Origin of the sequence: Mesorhizobium sp. LNJC391B00 (genome assembly GCF_000502535.1) — a bacterium.
GTDB lineage: Bacteria > Pseudomonadota > Alphaproteobacteria > Rhizobiales > Rhizobiaceae > Mesorhizobium.
This window is the reverse complement of record NZ_AYWI01000009.1, coordinates 90,165-104,475: the sequence shown is the minus strand read 5'-3', so window position 1 is coordinate 104,475 and position 14,311 is coordinate 90,165. Positions and strand designations below refer to the sequence as shown.

Sequence of the window (14,311 nt, the reverse complement as noted above, 5' to 3'; positions counted from 1 at the left end):
CAGTCCTATCTGGCCTTCAAGGCTTCCGCGGCGCGCTCCAGCAGCGCGTCGCGATCGAGCGCAAAGCCGGACCAGATCCATTCCTTTTCCAGGTTTTTCAGGATCGCACCGAGTATTGGCCCCGGCGACGCGCCAAGCGCCGTCAGATCGCCGCCCTTGACTGGGAACACCGGTTTTTCCCATTTCAGCGCAAAAGCGAGCAGGCGCGAAAACCCGCCGGCCTGAACCAGCGCGTCATTGTCCTCGAGAGCCCGCGCTCGCGCCGACGCCAGCGACAGCCGCAGGCGATCGAGAAAACCCTGGCGCTCCCCGGAATAGAGTTTCTTGGCCAGTTCCGCTTCGCTTGTCTTGGGCTCGACGGCAGCCGTCAGCGCCCAGTGGCGCAGGCGCTCCGCCTCAGTGGTCGAAAGTTTCAGCCGCTTGGCCAGTGTCTTCATCCTCTCCGCATCGGGCGGCACGATCGCCTCCAGCCTGAGCAGCGGGTCCAGCGCCCAGCCCAGATCCTTTTCTGTCTTGGTCAGCTCATGAATGGCATCGATGCCCCATTTCTCGCTTTCCGGCAGGGCGCTGGTGAGCACGCCGGCCTGGCGCATCCACAGCAAGGCGCGCGACGGATCTGGGGCCGATAACAACTTCTTCAGCTCGGACCAGATGCGTTCGGCCGAGAGATGGGCGAGACCGTCCTTGAGCCGGGCGCAGGCCTTCAATCCCTCGGCATCGGGCCGACCCTCGCCATACCAGGCGAAAAAGCGGAAGAAACGCAGGATGCGCAGATAGTCTTCGCGGATCCGCTGCTCGGCATCGCCAATGAAGCGCAGCCTTCGTGCCTCGATATCGCCGACGCCGCCGACCAGGTCCACGACCGTCCCGTCAGCCTCCGCATAGAGCGCGTTGATGGTGAAATCGCGCCGTTCGGCGTCGGCCTTCCAGTCGCGGCCGAACGACACTTTGGCGCGGCGGCCATCGGTCTCGATGTCGGCGCGCAGCGTGGTGACCTCATAGGGCGCGCCGCCGGCAATCACCGTGATCGTGCCGTGCTCGATGCCGGTCGGCACCGCCTTGAAGCCCGCCGCCTCGGCGCGGCGAACGGTTTCCTCGGGCAGGCAAGTGGTAGCAACGTCGATATCGGCGACCAGCTGCCCAATCAGCGCATTGCGCACCGCGCCGCCCGCGATGCGGGCTTCCTCGCCGCCCTGCGCCAGCACGGCAAGCAGCCGCTGCAGATGCTTTTCACCCAGCCAGTCGGCTCTGCCCGCCAGCGATATCGGATCACTCAAGCATAGAGCCTTTCATAGAGCGTGCGGATGATGCCGGCGGTGACGCCCCAGATGCGCTGGCCGCCATAGGGCATATCGTAGAAGAACCATTCCAGGTCGTTCCACATGCGGCTGTCCCTGGTGTGGTTGGCCGGATCCATCAGGAACGAAAGCGGCACTTCGAAGGCGGCGTCGACCTCGTCGGAATTGAGCGACAGCGTAAAACCGGGCTCGACGATCGCCAGCACCGGCGCGATGCGATAGCCGCTGCCGGCGACATAATCGGGCATGCGGCCGATGATCTCGATGCGGTCATGGCCGAGGCCGATCTCCTCGAAGGTCTCGCGCAAGGCCGCTGCTTCCGGGGTCGCATCGGTGGGATCAATGGTGCCGCCAGGAAAAGCCACCTGCCCGGAATGGCTGCGCAGTTTTTCCGCCCGCTTGGTCAAAAGCACGGTCGCATCGCGTCCATGATCGACGACCGGGATCAGCACCGCGGCGTCGCGCAGCGCTTTGAGCTGCGTCAACCGTGGATGGCCGGGGTTGAAGCGATGATCGCCATAATCGTCGCCGGCATGGGCTTCAGCTTGCGCGGCGACCCGCGCGCGAAAATCCGCTGTGGAAAACGGCCGCGGCCTCACCTGATCCATCATGCGCTCAGCCGCTTCAGTTTTTCCGCCGGCATGATCGGATAGATTTCGCCTTTCGAGCGCACGGCAAACATCGTCTTGCCGCCGATATCGATCTCCTCGCCATGCTCGACCAGTTCGTACATCACCGGCCGCGCCACCAGCGCTTCCAGCCTCCCGCGCACCAGCACATAGGGCTTCAGGCCGCCGGTCTCGTTCTCGTCGACGAAGCGCAGCGGATGGCCAGGTCCGGCCTCGACGACATCGCCGACATTGGTGCGGAAAGTGATGGTCTGCTCGGCGCCGGCGCCGGAAACATCCATTTCAACCGCGATGAAAGGCGCGTCCACGACGCGGATGCCGACCCGTTCGACCGGCGTCACCAGATAGGTCCTGCCATCCTCGTCCTTGCGCAGCACGCTGGAAAACAGCTGCACCAGCGGCATGCGGCCGATCGGCGTGCCGAGATAGAACCACGTTCCGTCTTGTTTGATCTCCATGTCGAGATCGCCGCAAAAGTCGGGATTCCAGCGCTCCACCGGCGCCGCGCCCTTGCCGGCGCGAGCCGCACGCGAGATCAACGCTTCGAGACCGCGCGCCTCGGTTGCGGCAGCAAGGCTGTGTTCGCGATGTTCGGAGCGTTCCGTCATGGTCACGAAATAGTCACTGTTGTTCCGCTTGTCAGCCTAAGTCTGTGATTTAAATTCATTCGTAGGCGCCAGGCGAAGCCGAATCGCGGCATTCTAAGGCTCTACAGTGCAAGCCGGTACTTCCAGCACAAGGATCGATGCGGCATGAGCGTAATGGTCAAGGAAAGCCCAATCAGCGAAAAGGACATGATCGCCCAGGCCGAGACGGCGCTGGCCGATATTTCCAGGGTGCGCGACGGCGTCGGCCGCGTCATTTTCGGCCAGGAAGTGGTGGTCGAGCGCACGCTGGTGGCGCTGCTTGCCGGCGGCCATGCGCTGCTGGTCGGCGTGCCCGGCCTTGCCAAGACCAAGCTGGTCGAAACGCTCGGTGTCGTGCTCGGCCTCGATTCGCGCCGCATCCAGTTCACACCCGACCTGATGCCGTCGGACATTCTCGGCTCAGAGGTGATGGAACAGGACGAGGCCGGCAAGCGCTCCTTCCGCTTCATCTCCGGCCCGATCTTCGCGCAATTGCTGATGGCCGACGAGATCAACCGCGCCTCGCCGCGCACCCAGTCGGCGCTGCTGCAGGCGATGCAGGAATATCACGTCACCATCGCCGGCATTCGCCACGACCTGCCCGCGCCCTTCCATGTACTGGCGACGCAAAACCCGCTGGAGCAGGAAGGCACCTATCCCCTGCCCGAAGCGCAGCTCGACCGCTTCCTGATGCAGGTCGACATCCTTTATCCCGAAATCGAGGCCGAGCGGCGCATCCTGCTCGAAACCACCGGCATCGAGGACGCCAAGGCGCAAAACGTGCTGCAGCCGGCGCGGCTGAGGGAAATCCAGACGCTGATCCGCCGTATGCCGGTGCCCGAAAGCGTCGTCGACGCCATCCTCAAACTGGTGCGTTCGGCGCGTCCCGGCCAGGGCAATGCCGAGACCGACAAGCATGTCGCCTGGGGTCCCGGCCCGCGCGCCAGCCAGGCGCTGACGCTGTGCGCCCGTGCGCGCGCGCTTTATGACGGGCGGCTGGCGCCGTCGGTGGACGACATCCGCGCGCTGGCCGAACCGGTGCTGCAGCACCGCATGGCGCTGACCTTTGCCGCCCGCGCCGAGGGCACGACTGTGCGCGACGTGGTGGCGAAACTGGCCAAAGGAATCTGATGGCACGTATCGGCGAAGTCCAGGCACCGGCAGCGACGCGCGACGCGCTCGCCAGGGGCCGGTTGCGGGCTTCGCTGGTGCCGGACCTGCTGGTCGAGGCACGCCGTATCGTCAATACGGTAATTGCCGGCTGGCATGGCCGCCGCAAGCGCGGCATCGGCGAGAATTTCTGGCAGTTCCGCCCCTATGTCGAAGGCGATTCCTCGCGCATCGACTGGCGCCGTTCGGCCCGGGACGACCACACCTATGTGCGCGACCGCGAATGGGAAGCAGCCCACACGGTGTGGCTTTGGGCCGACCCATCGCCCTCCATGCTCTACAAATCGACTGGCGCCAGCGTTTCCAAGGAATCGCGCGCGCTGGTGCTGGCACTGGCCATGGCCGAATTGCTATCTCGCAGCGGCGAGCGCATCGCATGGCCCGGCCTGACAGATCCGTTCACCGCCCGCAACGGCGCCGAGCGCATCGCAGCGCAATTGATGCACGCCGCGGACCTGCCAGCAAAGCCTGACCTGTCCGCCATCCGCCGCTTCTGCGACATCGTCGTCGTGAGCGATTTCCTCGACCCGGTCGAGGAGACCATGGAATGGCTCGATGTGCTGGCGCGGCATGGCGTGCGTGCGCATCTGATCGAGGTTGCCGATCCGGCGGAGGAGACCTTTCCTTATGCCGGCCGCACCGAATTCACCGATCCCGAGACCGGCGACAAGTTGACCGCCGGCCGCGCCGAAATGCTCGGCGACGAATACCGCCTGCTCTACACCGCCCGCCGCCAGGAGATGGCCAGCTGGTGCAAGCGCCTCGGCTGGAGCTACACCGTCAACCACACCGATCGCCTCGCTTCCGAGGCGCTGGTGCGCATCCACATGGCGATGACCGCCGATGGCGCATTCGTGGGAAGGGCCGGCGCATGAGCTGGCTGCCGCTCTCCTTTGGCGCTCCCATGGTGTTGTGGGGCCTGCTCGCGCTGCCGGTGATCTGGTGGCTGCTCAGGCTCACACCGCCCAAGCCGCAGTCCGAAATGTTTCCGCCGCTGAAGATCCTCGCTCGCGTGCTGAAGCGCGAGGAAACGCCGCAGCAGAGCCCGTGGTGGCTGACGCTGCTGCGGCTGTTGATGGCAGCCCTTGTCGTCGCGGCATTAGCCGAACCCGTTTTCAATCCGCGCGAAAAATTGCCGGCCGAGGGCGCCGCCCTGGCGCTCGTCATCGACAATGACTGGGCGAGTGCCGCCGACTGGGGCAAGCGCGTCGCCACCGCCCAGCGGCTGATCGCCGATGCCGGTTCGAACGGCGTACCGGTCGTCATCGCCTTCACCGCCGAAAAGCCGAACGCCGAGATCGGCCCCTTCGATGCCGCGGCTGCCCTCGACCGGCTGCGCGCCGCCAAGCCGAGGCCGATCCCAACCGACCGACCCGCCGTCTATGCCCGCGTCGCCGGCGTGCTGGAAACCTTGCCCGGCGCCAGCGTTGCCGTTCTCGCCGACGGCCTTGCGGCAAAGGGCGACGAGGCCGCCTTCAACACACTGCTGTCGAAAAATGCCGCCCGTGTCGTCTGGGCCAATTCCGACCGGCTGGCGCTGACTGGGCTCACTGGCGCCGAAAATCAGGTCGACGGCTTCGCCCTGACCGCCATCCGCGCGCCCGGCGACCCGGCGCCGGCACAAGTCACCGCCGGCGCCTTCGACGACAAGGGCCGCCGCATCGCCGACGCGACGCTGACCTTCGCGCCGGGTGAGACTACCGCCAGCGGCACGATGGCGGTGCCGTTCGAACTGCGCAACGACTTCGCCTTGATCGCGCTCGACGGCGAACGCCAGGCAGGTGCGGTGCGCGTGCTCGACGAAAGCTCCAAGCGCCGCCGCGTCGGACTTTTATCGCAGGCCGAGGCCGACCAGGCGCAGCCGCTTCTGTCGCCGCTCTATTACATCAGGCGCGCGCTGCAGCCTTTCGCCGATCTGGTCGAACCGTCGAGCGTCGATCTCGCCGACGCCATCCCGCAGCTTCTCGACCAGAAGCCGGCGATGATCGTCATGGCCGATATCGGTACCATTCCGCCGCAGGTCCATCAGCGGCTGGTCGACTGGGTCGACAATGGCGGCACGCTGGTGCGCTTTGCCGGTTCGCGGCTGGCCGCCGCCGGCAATGACGATGATCTGTTGCCGGTCAGGCTGCGCACCGGCGAGCGCTCGCTTGGCGGCGCGCTGTCATGGACGACGCCGCAGGCGGTGACCGAATTCCCGAAGAACGGCCCGTTCGCCGACCTCGCACCGCCGGCCGAGGTCACGGTGAGCCGGCAGGTGCTGGCCGAACCGACGCCGGACATCGTCGAACGCACCTGGGCAACCCTTGCCGATGGCACCCCGCTGGTGACCGGGTTGAAGAAGGGCAAGGGCACGCTGGTTCTGTTCCACATCACCCCGGAAGCGACATGGTCGACGCTGCCGATCTCCGGCAGCTTCGTCGAGATGCTGCGGCGCATCGTGCAGCTGTCGCGCAACCAGGGTGCGGCGGTTGCCAACGCCGAAGCCGCTGCTACGTCGCTGGCACCTTATCGCATGATAGCCGCCGACGGCACTTTGGTGCCGCCGACGCCGGACGCGCGACCGCTGGTCCCCGGCGCCGGCACGCTGCCGGTGACGTTCGAGAACCCGCCCGGCCTCTACGGCTCGGAAACCGGCGTTTTCGCCCACAATCTGCTCGAACCGGCCACCGCCTTCGCGCCGCTGGTGCGCCCGCAATTCACAGTGCCGGTGACCAATATCCAGTACGCTTTCGATGAATCGCGCGACCTCAAGGGATCGCTGGTCACAGCGGCACTTGCGCTTATGCTGCTCGACACGCTGGCGGTGTTCTGGATGGGCGGGCTGATGTCGCGCCGACCGCGCCGCGGCCGATCGGCCGCAGCAACGACGGCTGCGCTGCTGCTTGGCCTCGGCATGCTGTTTGGCCATGCCGACCTCGCCCACGCCGACGACGCCAAGCCCGGCGATGCCGCGGCAATCGAGGATATTGCCAAGACCCGCATCGCCTATGTGCTGACCGGTGTGCCCGGTGACGATTCGATCAGCCGCGCCGGGCTCGAAGGCCTGACCCGCTTCCTGATCGAGAAGACCGCGCTCGAGCCGGGCGCGCCGGCGGGCGTCGATATCTCGAAGGACGAGCTTTCCTTCTATCCGCTGATCTACTGGCCGATCGATCCTTCCGCGCCGATGCCGAGCCAAGCCGCGATCGCCCGCATCGACGCCTATATGCAGCAGGGCGGCACGGTGCTGTTCGACACGCGCGACCAGTTCGCCAACGGCATCGGTGCGGATTCGGCGAGCCCGGCGACGGAACGGTTGCGCGACATTCTCGGCAATCTCAACGTGCCGCCCCTGGAGCCGGTGCCCGCCGACCATGTGCTGACCAAATCCTTCTTCATCCTGCCCGAATTTCCCGGCCGCTTCTCCGGCAGCCCGCTCTGGGTGGAAGCCTCGCTCGAGGCCAGCAATGCCGAGAATCGGCCGGTACGCGTCGGCGACGGCGTCTCGCCGATCCTGATCACCGCCAATGATTTTGCCGGCGCCTGGGCCGTCGACGGGAATGGTGACCCGCTTTTGCCGACCGTGCCATCGGATCCGATGCAGCGCATCTATGCGCTGCGCGCCGGCGTCAACATCATGATGTACATGCTGACCGGCAACTACAAATCCGACCAGGTGCACGTGCCCATCCTGCTCGAACGGTTGGGGCAATAGGATGGCAGTATTGGCTAATTTCGTCTCGATCCTGTCTGGCGCCGGCGGCGCAGCCTCACCCTCACCCTCCCCCTTTTGGGGAGGCTCGGCTCGCTGTCGCAGCGAAGCGAAGACAGTGGGCCGGGGTGGGGGTGCAGCCAGCGCTCTGTCGCCTACCCCCACCCCGCTCCGCTACGCGGATCGACCCTCCCCACAAGAGGGAGGGTAAACGATGAACTGGTCGATTTCGTTCGAACCGCTGCTGTCCTGGCCCTTGCTGGCTTTGGTGCTCGCACCGCTGCTGGTGCTGGCCGCTGTCGGCTTGTGGTTTCGCCAGCGCGGCGCGATCTTCCGCTTCGCGGCGCTGATTGCGCTGGGCGCAGCACTCCTCAATCCGGTCTTCCTCGATGAGGAGCGCGAGGCGCTGAAGAGCGTCGTTGCCGTCATCGTCGACCGCAGCCAGAGCCAGGATATCGGCGACCGGACCAAACAGACCGACGAAGCGCTTGCCGGTTTGCAGCAGCGCCTTGGCCGCTTCAAGCAGTTCGACGTCCGCGTCGTCGAGGCCGGCAAGTCGGAAGCCGCCGACGAGCGCACCGAGACCAAGCTTTTTGCAGCGCTTGAAGGCGCCTTCCGCGACGTGCCGCCCTCGCGCATCGGTGGCGCCATCATGATCACCGATGGCGAGGTGCATGACGCACCGGCCGCCCCCGACTTCAATGCGCCGCTGCACGCGCTGATCACCGGCAACGAGCACGAGAAGGACCGCCGCATCCGCTTCGAGAACGCGCCGCGCTTCGGCCTCGTCGGCAAGCCGCTCGACATGACCTACCGCGTCATCGCCACCGACGGCGAAACCGGCCCGGTCGATGTCCGCGTCTCGGTAAATGGCGAGCAGGTCGCGGTCGAAGAGGCGACCATCGGCCAGGCGATGCCGCTGCAGGTGACCATCCCCGGCGCCGGCCGCAACATCGTCGAACTCTCCATCGACCGCGAGCCGGGTGAACTGACCGACGCCAACAACCGCGCCATCGCGCTGATCGACGGCATCCGCGAGAACTTGCGCGTGCTTTTGGTTTCCGGCGAACCGCATGCCGGCGAGCGCACGTGGCGCAATCTGCTGAAATCCGACGCCTCGGTCGATCTCGTCCATTTCACTATTTTGCGGCCGCCGGAAAAGCAGGACGGCACGCCGATCAACGAACTGTCGCTGATCGCCTTCCCGACCCGCGAGTTGTTCGTCGAGAAGATCAAGGATTTCGATCTCATCATCTTCGACCGCTACCAGCACCGCGACGTGCTGCCGATCCTCTATTACGACTACATCTCCGAATATGTCGAAAAGGGCGGCGCGCTGCTGATCGCCGCCGGGCCGGAATATGCCGGCGACGCCTCGATCGCCCGCACCCCGCTAATGTCGTCGCTGCCGGCAATGCCGACCGGCGAAGTCATCGACAAGGCCTTCTATCCGCGCCTCACCGATCTCGGCCAGCGCCATCCGGTGACGCGCGGCCTCGACGGCTCGGCGACCGAGCCGCCGCGCTGGAGCCGCTGGTTCCGCACCATCGGCGTACAGAACCCCGAAGGCGAAGTGGTGATGAAGGGCGCCGACAACCGCCCGCTGCTTCTGCTCGATCATAAGGGCGAAGGCCGCGTCGGCATGCTTCTGTCCGATCAGGGCTGGCTATGGGCGCGCGGCTTCGAGGGTGGCGGCCCGCATGTCCAGCTTTACCGCCGCATCGCCCACTGGCTGATGAAGGAACCTGAACTCGAGGAAGAGCGGCTGACTGCCGACGGCCGCGGCATGATGCTGGAAATCCGCCGCCAGACGATGAGCGACGATCCCGGCCCGGCGCAGGTGATCACCCCTTCGGGCAAGGCGCTGATCGTCAAGCTGGAGAAGTCCGAACCCGGCGTTTTCCTGGGCAGCATCGAGACCAAGGAGATCGGCCTCTACCAGATCGGCAATGGTGACCTGACCGCACTCGCCCATGTCGGCCCGGTCAACGCGCCGGAATTCTCCGACGTCGTCTCCACCGAGGACCGGTTGAAGGCTCCGACTGAGGCCACCGGCGGCAGCGTGCGCCGGCTGGCGGCCTCCTCCACCCTTGGCCAGATCACCGGCAGTGTCGCCCTGCCCTCCATCGTCCCGGTCCGCGCCTCCGGTGCGGCCTCGGGCGCAGACTGGATCGGCCTGCGCAGCACCGACGACAGCGTGCTCAAAGCCGTCTCGCGCGTACCCCTGTTCGGCGGCTTCCTCGGCCTTTGCCTGCTGCTGCTGGCCATGGGCGCGATGTGGTACAGAGAGGGACGGTAGCACCGCTTATCCTTCTCCCGGTTCACGGGGAGAAGGTGCCCGAAGGGCGGATGAGGGGCAGCGCGAGCCTGAGGTTGTTGGCAATCTCCTCGGCCCGCGCAAGCGAACTGTCATCGACTCGGCGCTGCCCCTCATTGTCCTGCCGGACATTTCTCCCCGTATAGTGACGGGGAGAAAGACGCTCAACCTACTCCTCCGGCTCCGTCGTAAACAGCAGCGGGTACCCCTTGGCCTTGGCCGCGTCGATGGCCCGTGTCGCCTTGGTCTCGGCCACATCCCTGGTGAAGACGGCAACGACGCAAACGCCGAGCCGGTGCGCGGTGATCATCACCCGGTTCGCCTGGTCTTCGCTGAGCTTGAACTCGCCCTTCAGCACCGTCACCACGAACTCGCGCGGCGTAAAATCGTCATTGATGAGGATGACCTTGTAGAGCTTCGGTCGCTCGGTCTGCGGCTTGGTCTTGGTCCGGGGTTTGGAGCTGATTTCAGGCATCGGGAACCGGTATCGCGCGAGGGGTCGCTCTCACTTTGTCATGGGGGAAAGCCGTCGTCCATTTTGATCGGCGCGCCAAACCGGCTTCCCGGAAGTGCTGCCGTTCACAAATTTAGGAACTGTGCGCTGCGGTTCAACGGCCCTGGCGGTCGGCGACGCGACGAGCCTGGAATTGCCGTGCGCTGGATGCCGCATCGGGCCTTGATCCGGCCGCCTTGTATTCGACCCAGGCGACCGCGAGCCAGCCGAAGAAGCAGGCCAGCGCCGCGCCGGTGATCACGGTCAGCAGCAGGCTTTGCCATGGTGTGATGTATTGCCAGCTGCTGGAGATTGCCGGTGCAAACAGCGACGGCTCCGTGCGCCCGCTCACCGGATCGGGCACCGGGCTGGCGGTGAACTGGATCAGCACCCTGACCATGGCCGAGGCCACAAGGCCGCCGATGGCCATCGAGCGCAGAATGGATGAAAGCCGCTTCTTCATGCGGGCTATCCTACCGGACCGGCATTGCAAACGGGTTAAAGTCCTGGGTGGCCGGCACCCATCAACGGGTAATCATGCTCTCACACGACAAGGCCGCTCCAGCCGGGGGGTGCTGGAGCGGCCTTGTTACAGACAAACCTGTTGGCTGTCTGGATCAGGCCTTCGGGGCGTCCGTCTTGACGACCTTCTTCGCCTTCTTGTGCTTCTTGACGGGCTTCTTGGCGACGACCTTCTTCACCGGGGGCTTGGCGGTCGTGGTCGCCGGAGCGGTGGTCGTGGAAGCAGCCGGAGCAGCGGTCGTGGTGGCAGCGGCATTGCCCAGAGCCGGCATTGCGAAAGCGAGAGCGACGGCGAGACCGGTGGCGGAGAGGATGGACTTTTTCATGGCTTCATTTCCTTCTTTGTGCGGGTCGAGTTTCGAGTGTCACTGAACCGGGTCGATCGGTGTCACTCCAAGCAGCTTCAAAGCGTTCGCGAGCATCCGGATACCCTGTGCCTGTTTCTTGTTGGCGCAGAACCGGTTTCCCTTTCTTTGCAGTGCTTTCGCCGCGGTGACCTGCGTTGCCGCGGCATGGGTTTCGAGGGCTTCGTCTACCTGGCGATTGAGATCGATGCAGCGCTCGCTCCTTGTGATCGGCGTCACCTTTGCGGTTGTGGCTCCGATCGCGGCTGTGACGAGCGGAATGCTGAGCAGCGCACCCATCAAGCTGATCGTGAACCTGTGCATCGGTAATGTCCGTTACTCCGGAGACTTCGCGTCGCAGCCGATGTCCTGACCGCCACGACACCCTTTATGCCCTTGATTTTTTTCGGGAGTTTTTCCGGACTATAGAATTTTGTTTCTGGATTGTTTCTGGCAAATCGGCTTTGCGGGCGATCATCGCCGCTGGCCAACATGTGGCCAGAATTCTATCGTGTGGGTGACGCCACAGAAGCAGACTCAGAAGGCAGCCGCCGACCGGCCGCCAGCAATGACAGGATCGCCGTGAAATCCGATGCGCACATACTGATCGTCGACGACGACAAGGGCATTCGCGACCTGCTTCAGGAATTCTTCCAGAAGCGCGGCCTGCGCACCACGGTTGCCGCCGACGGCGTCGAGATGGAAGACATACTGCGCCGCACGCAGGTAGACCTGATCGTGCTCGATGTGATGCTGCCAGGAAAGAGCGGGCTGGAACTCTGCCGCGACCTGCGCGCCAGCTACTCGACGCCGATCATCATGCTGACCGCGGTGACCGAGACCACCGACCGCGTCGTCGGCCTGGAAATGGGCGCCGACGACTATGTGCCCAAGCCCTTCGACCCGCGCGAGCTGCTGGCCCGTATCCGCGCCGTTTTGAGGCGCAATGGTGCTGCCGAGCCGAAGCGCGCCACCACCAAGCAGATCTATCATTTCGCCGGCTGGACGATGGACTGCTCGCGCCGCCGACTGATGGCGCCGGGCGACGTCAGGGTCGAGCTGACGATGGCGGAGTTCAACCTGTTGCAGACCTTCGTCAAAAGCGCGCAGCGCGTGCTCACCCGCGACCAGCTCATCGAGCTTTCCGGCGGCGACAGCGACTATTCCTTCGATCGCAGTATCGACATCCTAGTCAGCCGTCTCAGGCGCAAGATGGAAGACGACCCCAAGACGCCGAAACTGATCCTGACCGTGCGCAGCGGCGGCTACCAGTTCCTGCCCGAGACCACCTCCGAATGAGACGGTTCCTGCCGCAAACCCTGCCGGTCTGGGTTTTGCTCATCGTCATTGCCGGCCTGCTGATCAGCCAGGTCGCTACGCTCTATATCGTCTCGCGCGATCGCGCCGTCGCCAATGACGAGGTCGATCTCTACCGGCTTAACGACCGCGCCTATTCGCTGGTGCAGTTGATGCATGACGACACGCCGGAGCAGCGCAAGCTGACGGCCTCCGGTCTGTTCAACGCCACCTATGCGCTCACCGTTTCGGACACGCCCGCGGTCACCTCGTCGATCGCCGGCGACGACGAACTGGCCGAACTCGAGGACATCCTGGTCGGGCGGCTGTCGAAATTCGGCATCACCGACGCCCGCGTCCGGCGCGATCCGGCAACCCAGGCAGCCAACGCGCCTGGCGGTGTGGCCGTGACCAAGGATGTCGGCGCGGTGGAGCGCGACCTGTTATCGCTGGCGGCCAGCTTCGCCCAGAGCGACAAGCTGACGGCATCTGTCCGCTTCGCCGACGGCCAATGGCTGAATTTCACCGAGCCCAACACGCCGGTCGGACCGATATTGAGCTTCGACAGCCTGCCGCTCTATTCGCTGATCGCGGCCCTGGTGGTGATCATGTCGATCTGGTCGCTACGCCGGCTGACGGCGCCCTATCGGATGATGGAAACGGCGGTCAACCGGATCGGCACGGACCTGAAGAGCCCGCCGATCGCCGAGACCGGCAGCCGCGAAATCCGCGCCGCGGCCAAAGCCGTCAACGCCATGCAGGTGAGGCTGCGCGACTATGTCGAGGACCGCGAACATCTGGCCGCCGCGCTCGCCCACGATCTGCGCACTCCGCTGACCCGCATGCGGCTGCGCCTCGAGCTGTTGCGCAGATCGACGGCGCGCGAGGCGCTCGCCCACGACCTCGCCGACATCGAGAGCATCGCCAGCTCCGTCATCGACTTCGCCACCTTCGAAGTCACCGAGGAGAAGAGCGAGCGGATCGATTTCTGGTCGCTGGTGGAATCGATCGCCGACAGTTTCGAGGACGTCACGTTCGACCATGACGGCGCCAGGCCGCGTGGCATGATCTGCATGGCGCGGCCGGTGGCGCTCAAGCGCTGCGTCAACAATCTGGTCCAGAATGCCGTGACCTACGGCAAGAAAGCCCATGTCAGCCTGCGGCAGTCGGACGGCACGGTCACGCTGGTTATCCGCGACGAGGGGCCGGGCATACCGCAGGCGCAGCTCGACCAGGTGTTCGGTTCCTTCGTGCGGCTGGAGCAATCGCGCAACCGCCAGACCGGCGGTCTCGGGCTAGGCCTGACCATTGCCCGCAACATTGCGCGTGCCGCCGGCGGCGATGTCAACCTGTCCAACCATCCTCGCGGCGGCCTGCTGACGGAGCTCAGCCTGCCGCTGGCGGCATAAGGCAGCAGACTAGCGTCTCGATGGGCACCGGGGGTGGATCAACCAACCCAACCTTGCAATAGTGCGGCCGCTCGAACAGGAGGAGATCGCCGCATGCTTTACGCCATCCTGGCCTATCACGTCGAACAGACCATCCAGTCCCTGACGCCGCAGCAGGACGCGGCGCTGATGCACGACCTGCTCGAGGTCAATGCCAGATTGACCCGCGAAGGCAAGCTCGGGCCGGCGGCAAGACTGGGCGCGACCGCCGACGCCGTCACGCTGCGTGGTCCGGGAGACGGCATCGTCATCGACGGGCCGTTTGCCGAGACCAAGGAACAATTGCTGGGTCTTTATGTCCTCGACTGCGCCACGCAGGAGGCGGCGATTGCGGCTGCGCGCGACTTGCGCCGCGTGAACCCCTCGGCGGTGTACGAGATCCGGCCGATCACATTTTACCTTCCCGGCCTGGCGTTCCCCGTGACGAAGGGCGATTTCCAGGAGGCCGCCAGCGGCTGAGAGCCGCTTGCCCTA

At 65.3% G+C, this 14,311-nt stretch carries 14 protein-coding genes; 7 read left to right on the top strand and 7 right to left on the bottom strand.

What is annotated here, in order from left to right:
• Positions 1-5: 5 nt before the first annotated feature.
• The 3 genes from X750_RS143720 to X750_RS143730 are packed head-to-tail and all read right to left on the bottom strand — an operon-like array spanning position 6 to position 2,535.
• Positions 6-1,277: a CCA tRNA nucleotidyltransferase gene (locus X750_RS143720; RefSeq protein ID WP_031243197.1), complete on the bottom strand. Its 1,272-nt coding sequence runs from the start codon at positions 1,275-1,277 to the stop codon at positions 6-8.
• Positions 1,274-1,906: a CoA pyrophosphatase gene (locus tag X750_RS143725; protein WP_023748152.1), complete on the bottom strand. Its 633-nt coding sequence runs from the start codon at positions 1,904-1,906 to the stop codon at positions 1,274-1,276. The genes X750_RS143720 and X750_RS143725 overlap by 4 nt, the downstream gene beginning before the upstream one ends.
• Positions 1,906-2,535, bottom strand: a complete 630-nt coding sequence (locus tag X750_RS143730; protein WP_023670010.1) for a DUF1285 domain-containing protein — start codon at positions 2,533-2,535, stop codon at positions 1,906-1,908. Before X750_RS143730 ends, X750_RS143725 begins: the two co-directional genes overlap by 1 nt.
• 144 nt (positions 2,536-2,679) lie before the next feature.
• Here X750_RS143730 and X750_RS143735 point away from each other — a divergent pair, with 144 nt between their 5' ends.
• The 4 genes from X750_RS143735 (at position 2,680) to X750_RS143750 (ending at position 9,716) form a co-directional block, all read left to right on the top strand.
• Positions 2,680-3,684, top strand: coding sequence for a MoxR family ATPase (locus X750_RS143735; protein WP_023670009.1), 1,005 nt, complete (start codon positions 2,680-2,682; stop codon positions 3,682-3,684).
• A complete protein-coding gene (locus tag X750_RS143740; RefSeq protein ID WP_023683683.1) occupies positions 3,684-4,598 on the top strand; it encodes a DUF58 domain-containing protein in 915 nt (304 codons plus the stop codon). Before X750_RS143735 ends, X750_RS143740 begins: the two co-directional genes overlap by 1 nt.
• Complete coding sequence (locus X750_RS143745) at positions 4,595-7,420, top strand: DUF4159 domain-containing protein (RefSeq protein ID WP_023748151.1); 2,826 nt, start codon at positions 4,595-4,597, stop codon at positions 7,418-7,420. The genes X750_RS143740 and X750_RS143745 overlap by 4 nt, the downstream gene beginning before the upstream one ends.
• A gap of 211 nt (positions 7,421-7,631) precedes the next feature.
• Complete coding sequence (locus X750_RS143750; RefSeq protein WP_023748150.1) at positions 7,632-9,716, top strand: membrane protein; 2,085 nt, start codon at positions 7,632-7,634, stop codon at positions 9,714-9,716.
• A 187-nt stretch (positions 9,717-9,903) separates the two neighbouring features.
• On the opposite strand, the gene clpS is transcribed toward X750_RS143750, so the two are convergent.
• From clpS to X750_RS143770, 4 genes are all read right to left on the bottom strand, one after another.
• Positions 9,904-10,209 carry an ATP-dependent Clp protease adapter ClpS gene (gene clpS / locus X750_RS143755; RefSeq protein ID WP_023683679.1) on the bottom strand — a complete coding sequence of 102 codons (306 nt, stop codon included), beginning with the start codon at positions 10,207-10,209 and terminating at the stop codon, positions 9,904-9,906.
• Between the two features lie 133 nt (positions 10,210-10,342).
• The gene (locus tag X750_RS143760) at positions 10,343-10,690 is read right to left on the bottom strand and encodes a hypothetical protein (protein ID WP_023705924.1); all 348 of its coding nucleotides are present in this window, start codon (positions 10,688-10,690) and stop codon (positions 10,343-10,345) included.
• 154 nt (positions 10,691-10,844) lie between these two features.
• On the bottom strand, positions 10,845-11,075 hold the full coding sequence (locus tag X750_RS143765) for a hypothetical protein (protein ID WP_023670004.1): 231 nt from the start codon (positions 11,073-11,075) through the stop codon (positions 10,845-10,847).
• Positions 11,076-11,114: 39 nt separating this feature from the next.
• Positions 11,115-11,417 carry a hypothetical protein gene (locus X750_RS143770; protein WP_023705925.1) on the bottom strand — a complete coding sequence of 101 codons (303 nt, stop codon included), beginning with the start codon at positions 11,415-11,417 and terminating at the stop codon, positions 11,115-11,117.
• A 258-nt stretch (positions 11,418-11,675) separates the two neighbouring features.
• On the opposite strand from X750_RS143770, the gene X750_RS143775 reads away from it, so the two are divergent.
• From X750_RS143775 to X750_RS143785, 3 genes are all read left to right on the top strand, one after another.
• Positions 11,676-12,392: a response regulator transcription factor gene (locus X750_RS143775; RefSeq protein ID WP_023670002.1), complete on the top strand. Its 717-nt coding sequence runs from the start codon at positions 11,676-11,678 to the stop codon at positions 12,390-12,392.
• Positions 12,389-13,798 carry an ATP-binding protein gene (locus X750_RS143780; RefSeq protein ID WP_023670001.1) on the top strand — a complete coding sequence of 470 codons (1,410 nt, stop codon included), beginning with the start codon at positions 12,389-12,391 and terminating at the stop codon, positions 13,796-13,798. The genes X750_RS143775 and X750_RS143780 overlap by 4 nt, the downstream gene beginning before the upstream one ends.
• 93 nt (positions 13,799-13,891) lie before the next feature.
• Entirely contained in the window at positions 13,892-14,296 is a 405-nt protein-coding gene (locus tag X750_RS143785) for a YciI family protein (protein WP_023733367.1), read from the top strand.
• The last annotated feature ends 15 nt before the right edge of the window (positions 14,297-14,311 follow it).

Coding starts and splice junctions, on each gene's coding strand:
- X750_RS143725 (WP_023748152.1), bottom strand. CDS start 1,906: ATGGATCAGGTGAGGCCGCGGCCGTTTTCCACAGCGGATTTTCGCGCG.
- X750_RS143730 (WP_023670010.1), bottom strand. CDS start 2,535: ATGACGGAACGCTCCGAACATCGCGAACACAGCCTTGCTGCCGCAACC.
- X750_RS143735 (WP_023670009.1), top strand. CDS start 2,680: ATGAGCGTAATGGTCAAGGAAAGCCCAATCAGCGAAAAGGACATGATC.
- X750_RS143740 (WP_023683683.1), top strand. CDS start 3,684: ATGGCACGTATCGGCGAAGTCCAGGCACCGGCAGCGACGCGCGACGCG.
- X750_RS143745 (WP_023748151.1), top strand. CDS start 4,595: ATGAGCTGGCTGCCGCTCTCCTTTGGCGCTCCCATGGTGTTGTGGGGC.
- X750_RS143750 (WP_023748150.1), top strand. CDS start 7,632: ATGAACTGGTCGATTTCGTTCGAACCGCTGCTGTCCTGGCCCTTGCTG.
- clpS (WP_023683679.1), bottom strand. CDS start 10,209: ATGCCTGAAATCAGCTCCAAACCCCGGACCAAGACCAAGCCGCAGACC.
- X750_RS143760 (WP_023705924.1), bottom strand. CDS start 10,690: ATGAAGAAGCGGCTTTCATCCATTCTGCGCTCGATGGCCATCGGCGGC.
- X750_RS143765 (WP_023670004.1), bottom strand. CDS start 11,075: ATGAAAAAGTCCATCCTCTCCGCCACCGGTCTCGCCGTCGCTCTCGCT.
- X750_RS143770 (WP_023705925.1), bottom strand. CDS start 11,417: ATGCACAGGTTCACGATCAGCTTGATGGGTGCGCTGCTCAGCATTCCG.
- X750_RS143780 (WP_023670001.1), top strand. CDS start 12,389: ATGAGACGGTTCCTGCCGCAAACCCTGCCGGTCTGGGTTTTGCTCATC.
- X750_RS143785 (WP_023733367.1), top strand. CDS start 13,892: ATGCTTTACGCCATCCTGGCCTATCACGTCGAACAGACCATCCAGTCC.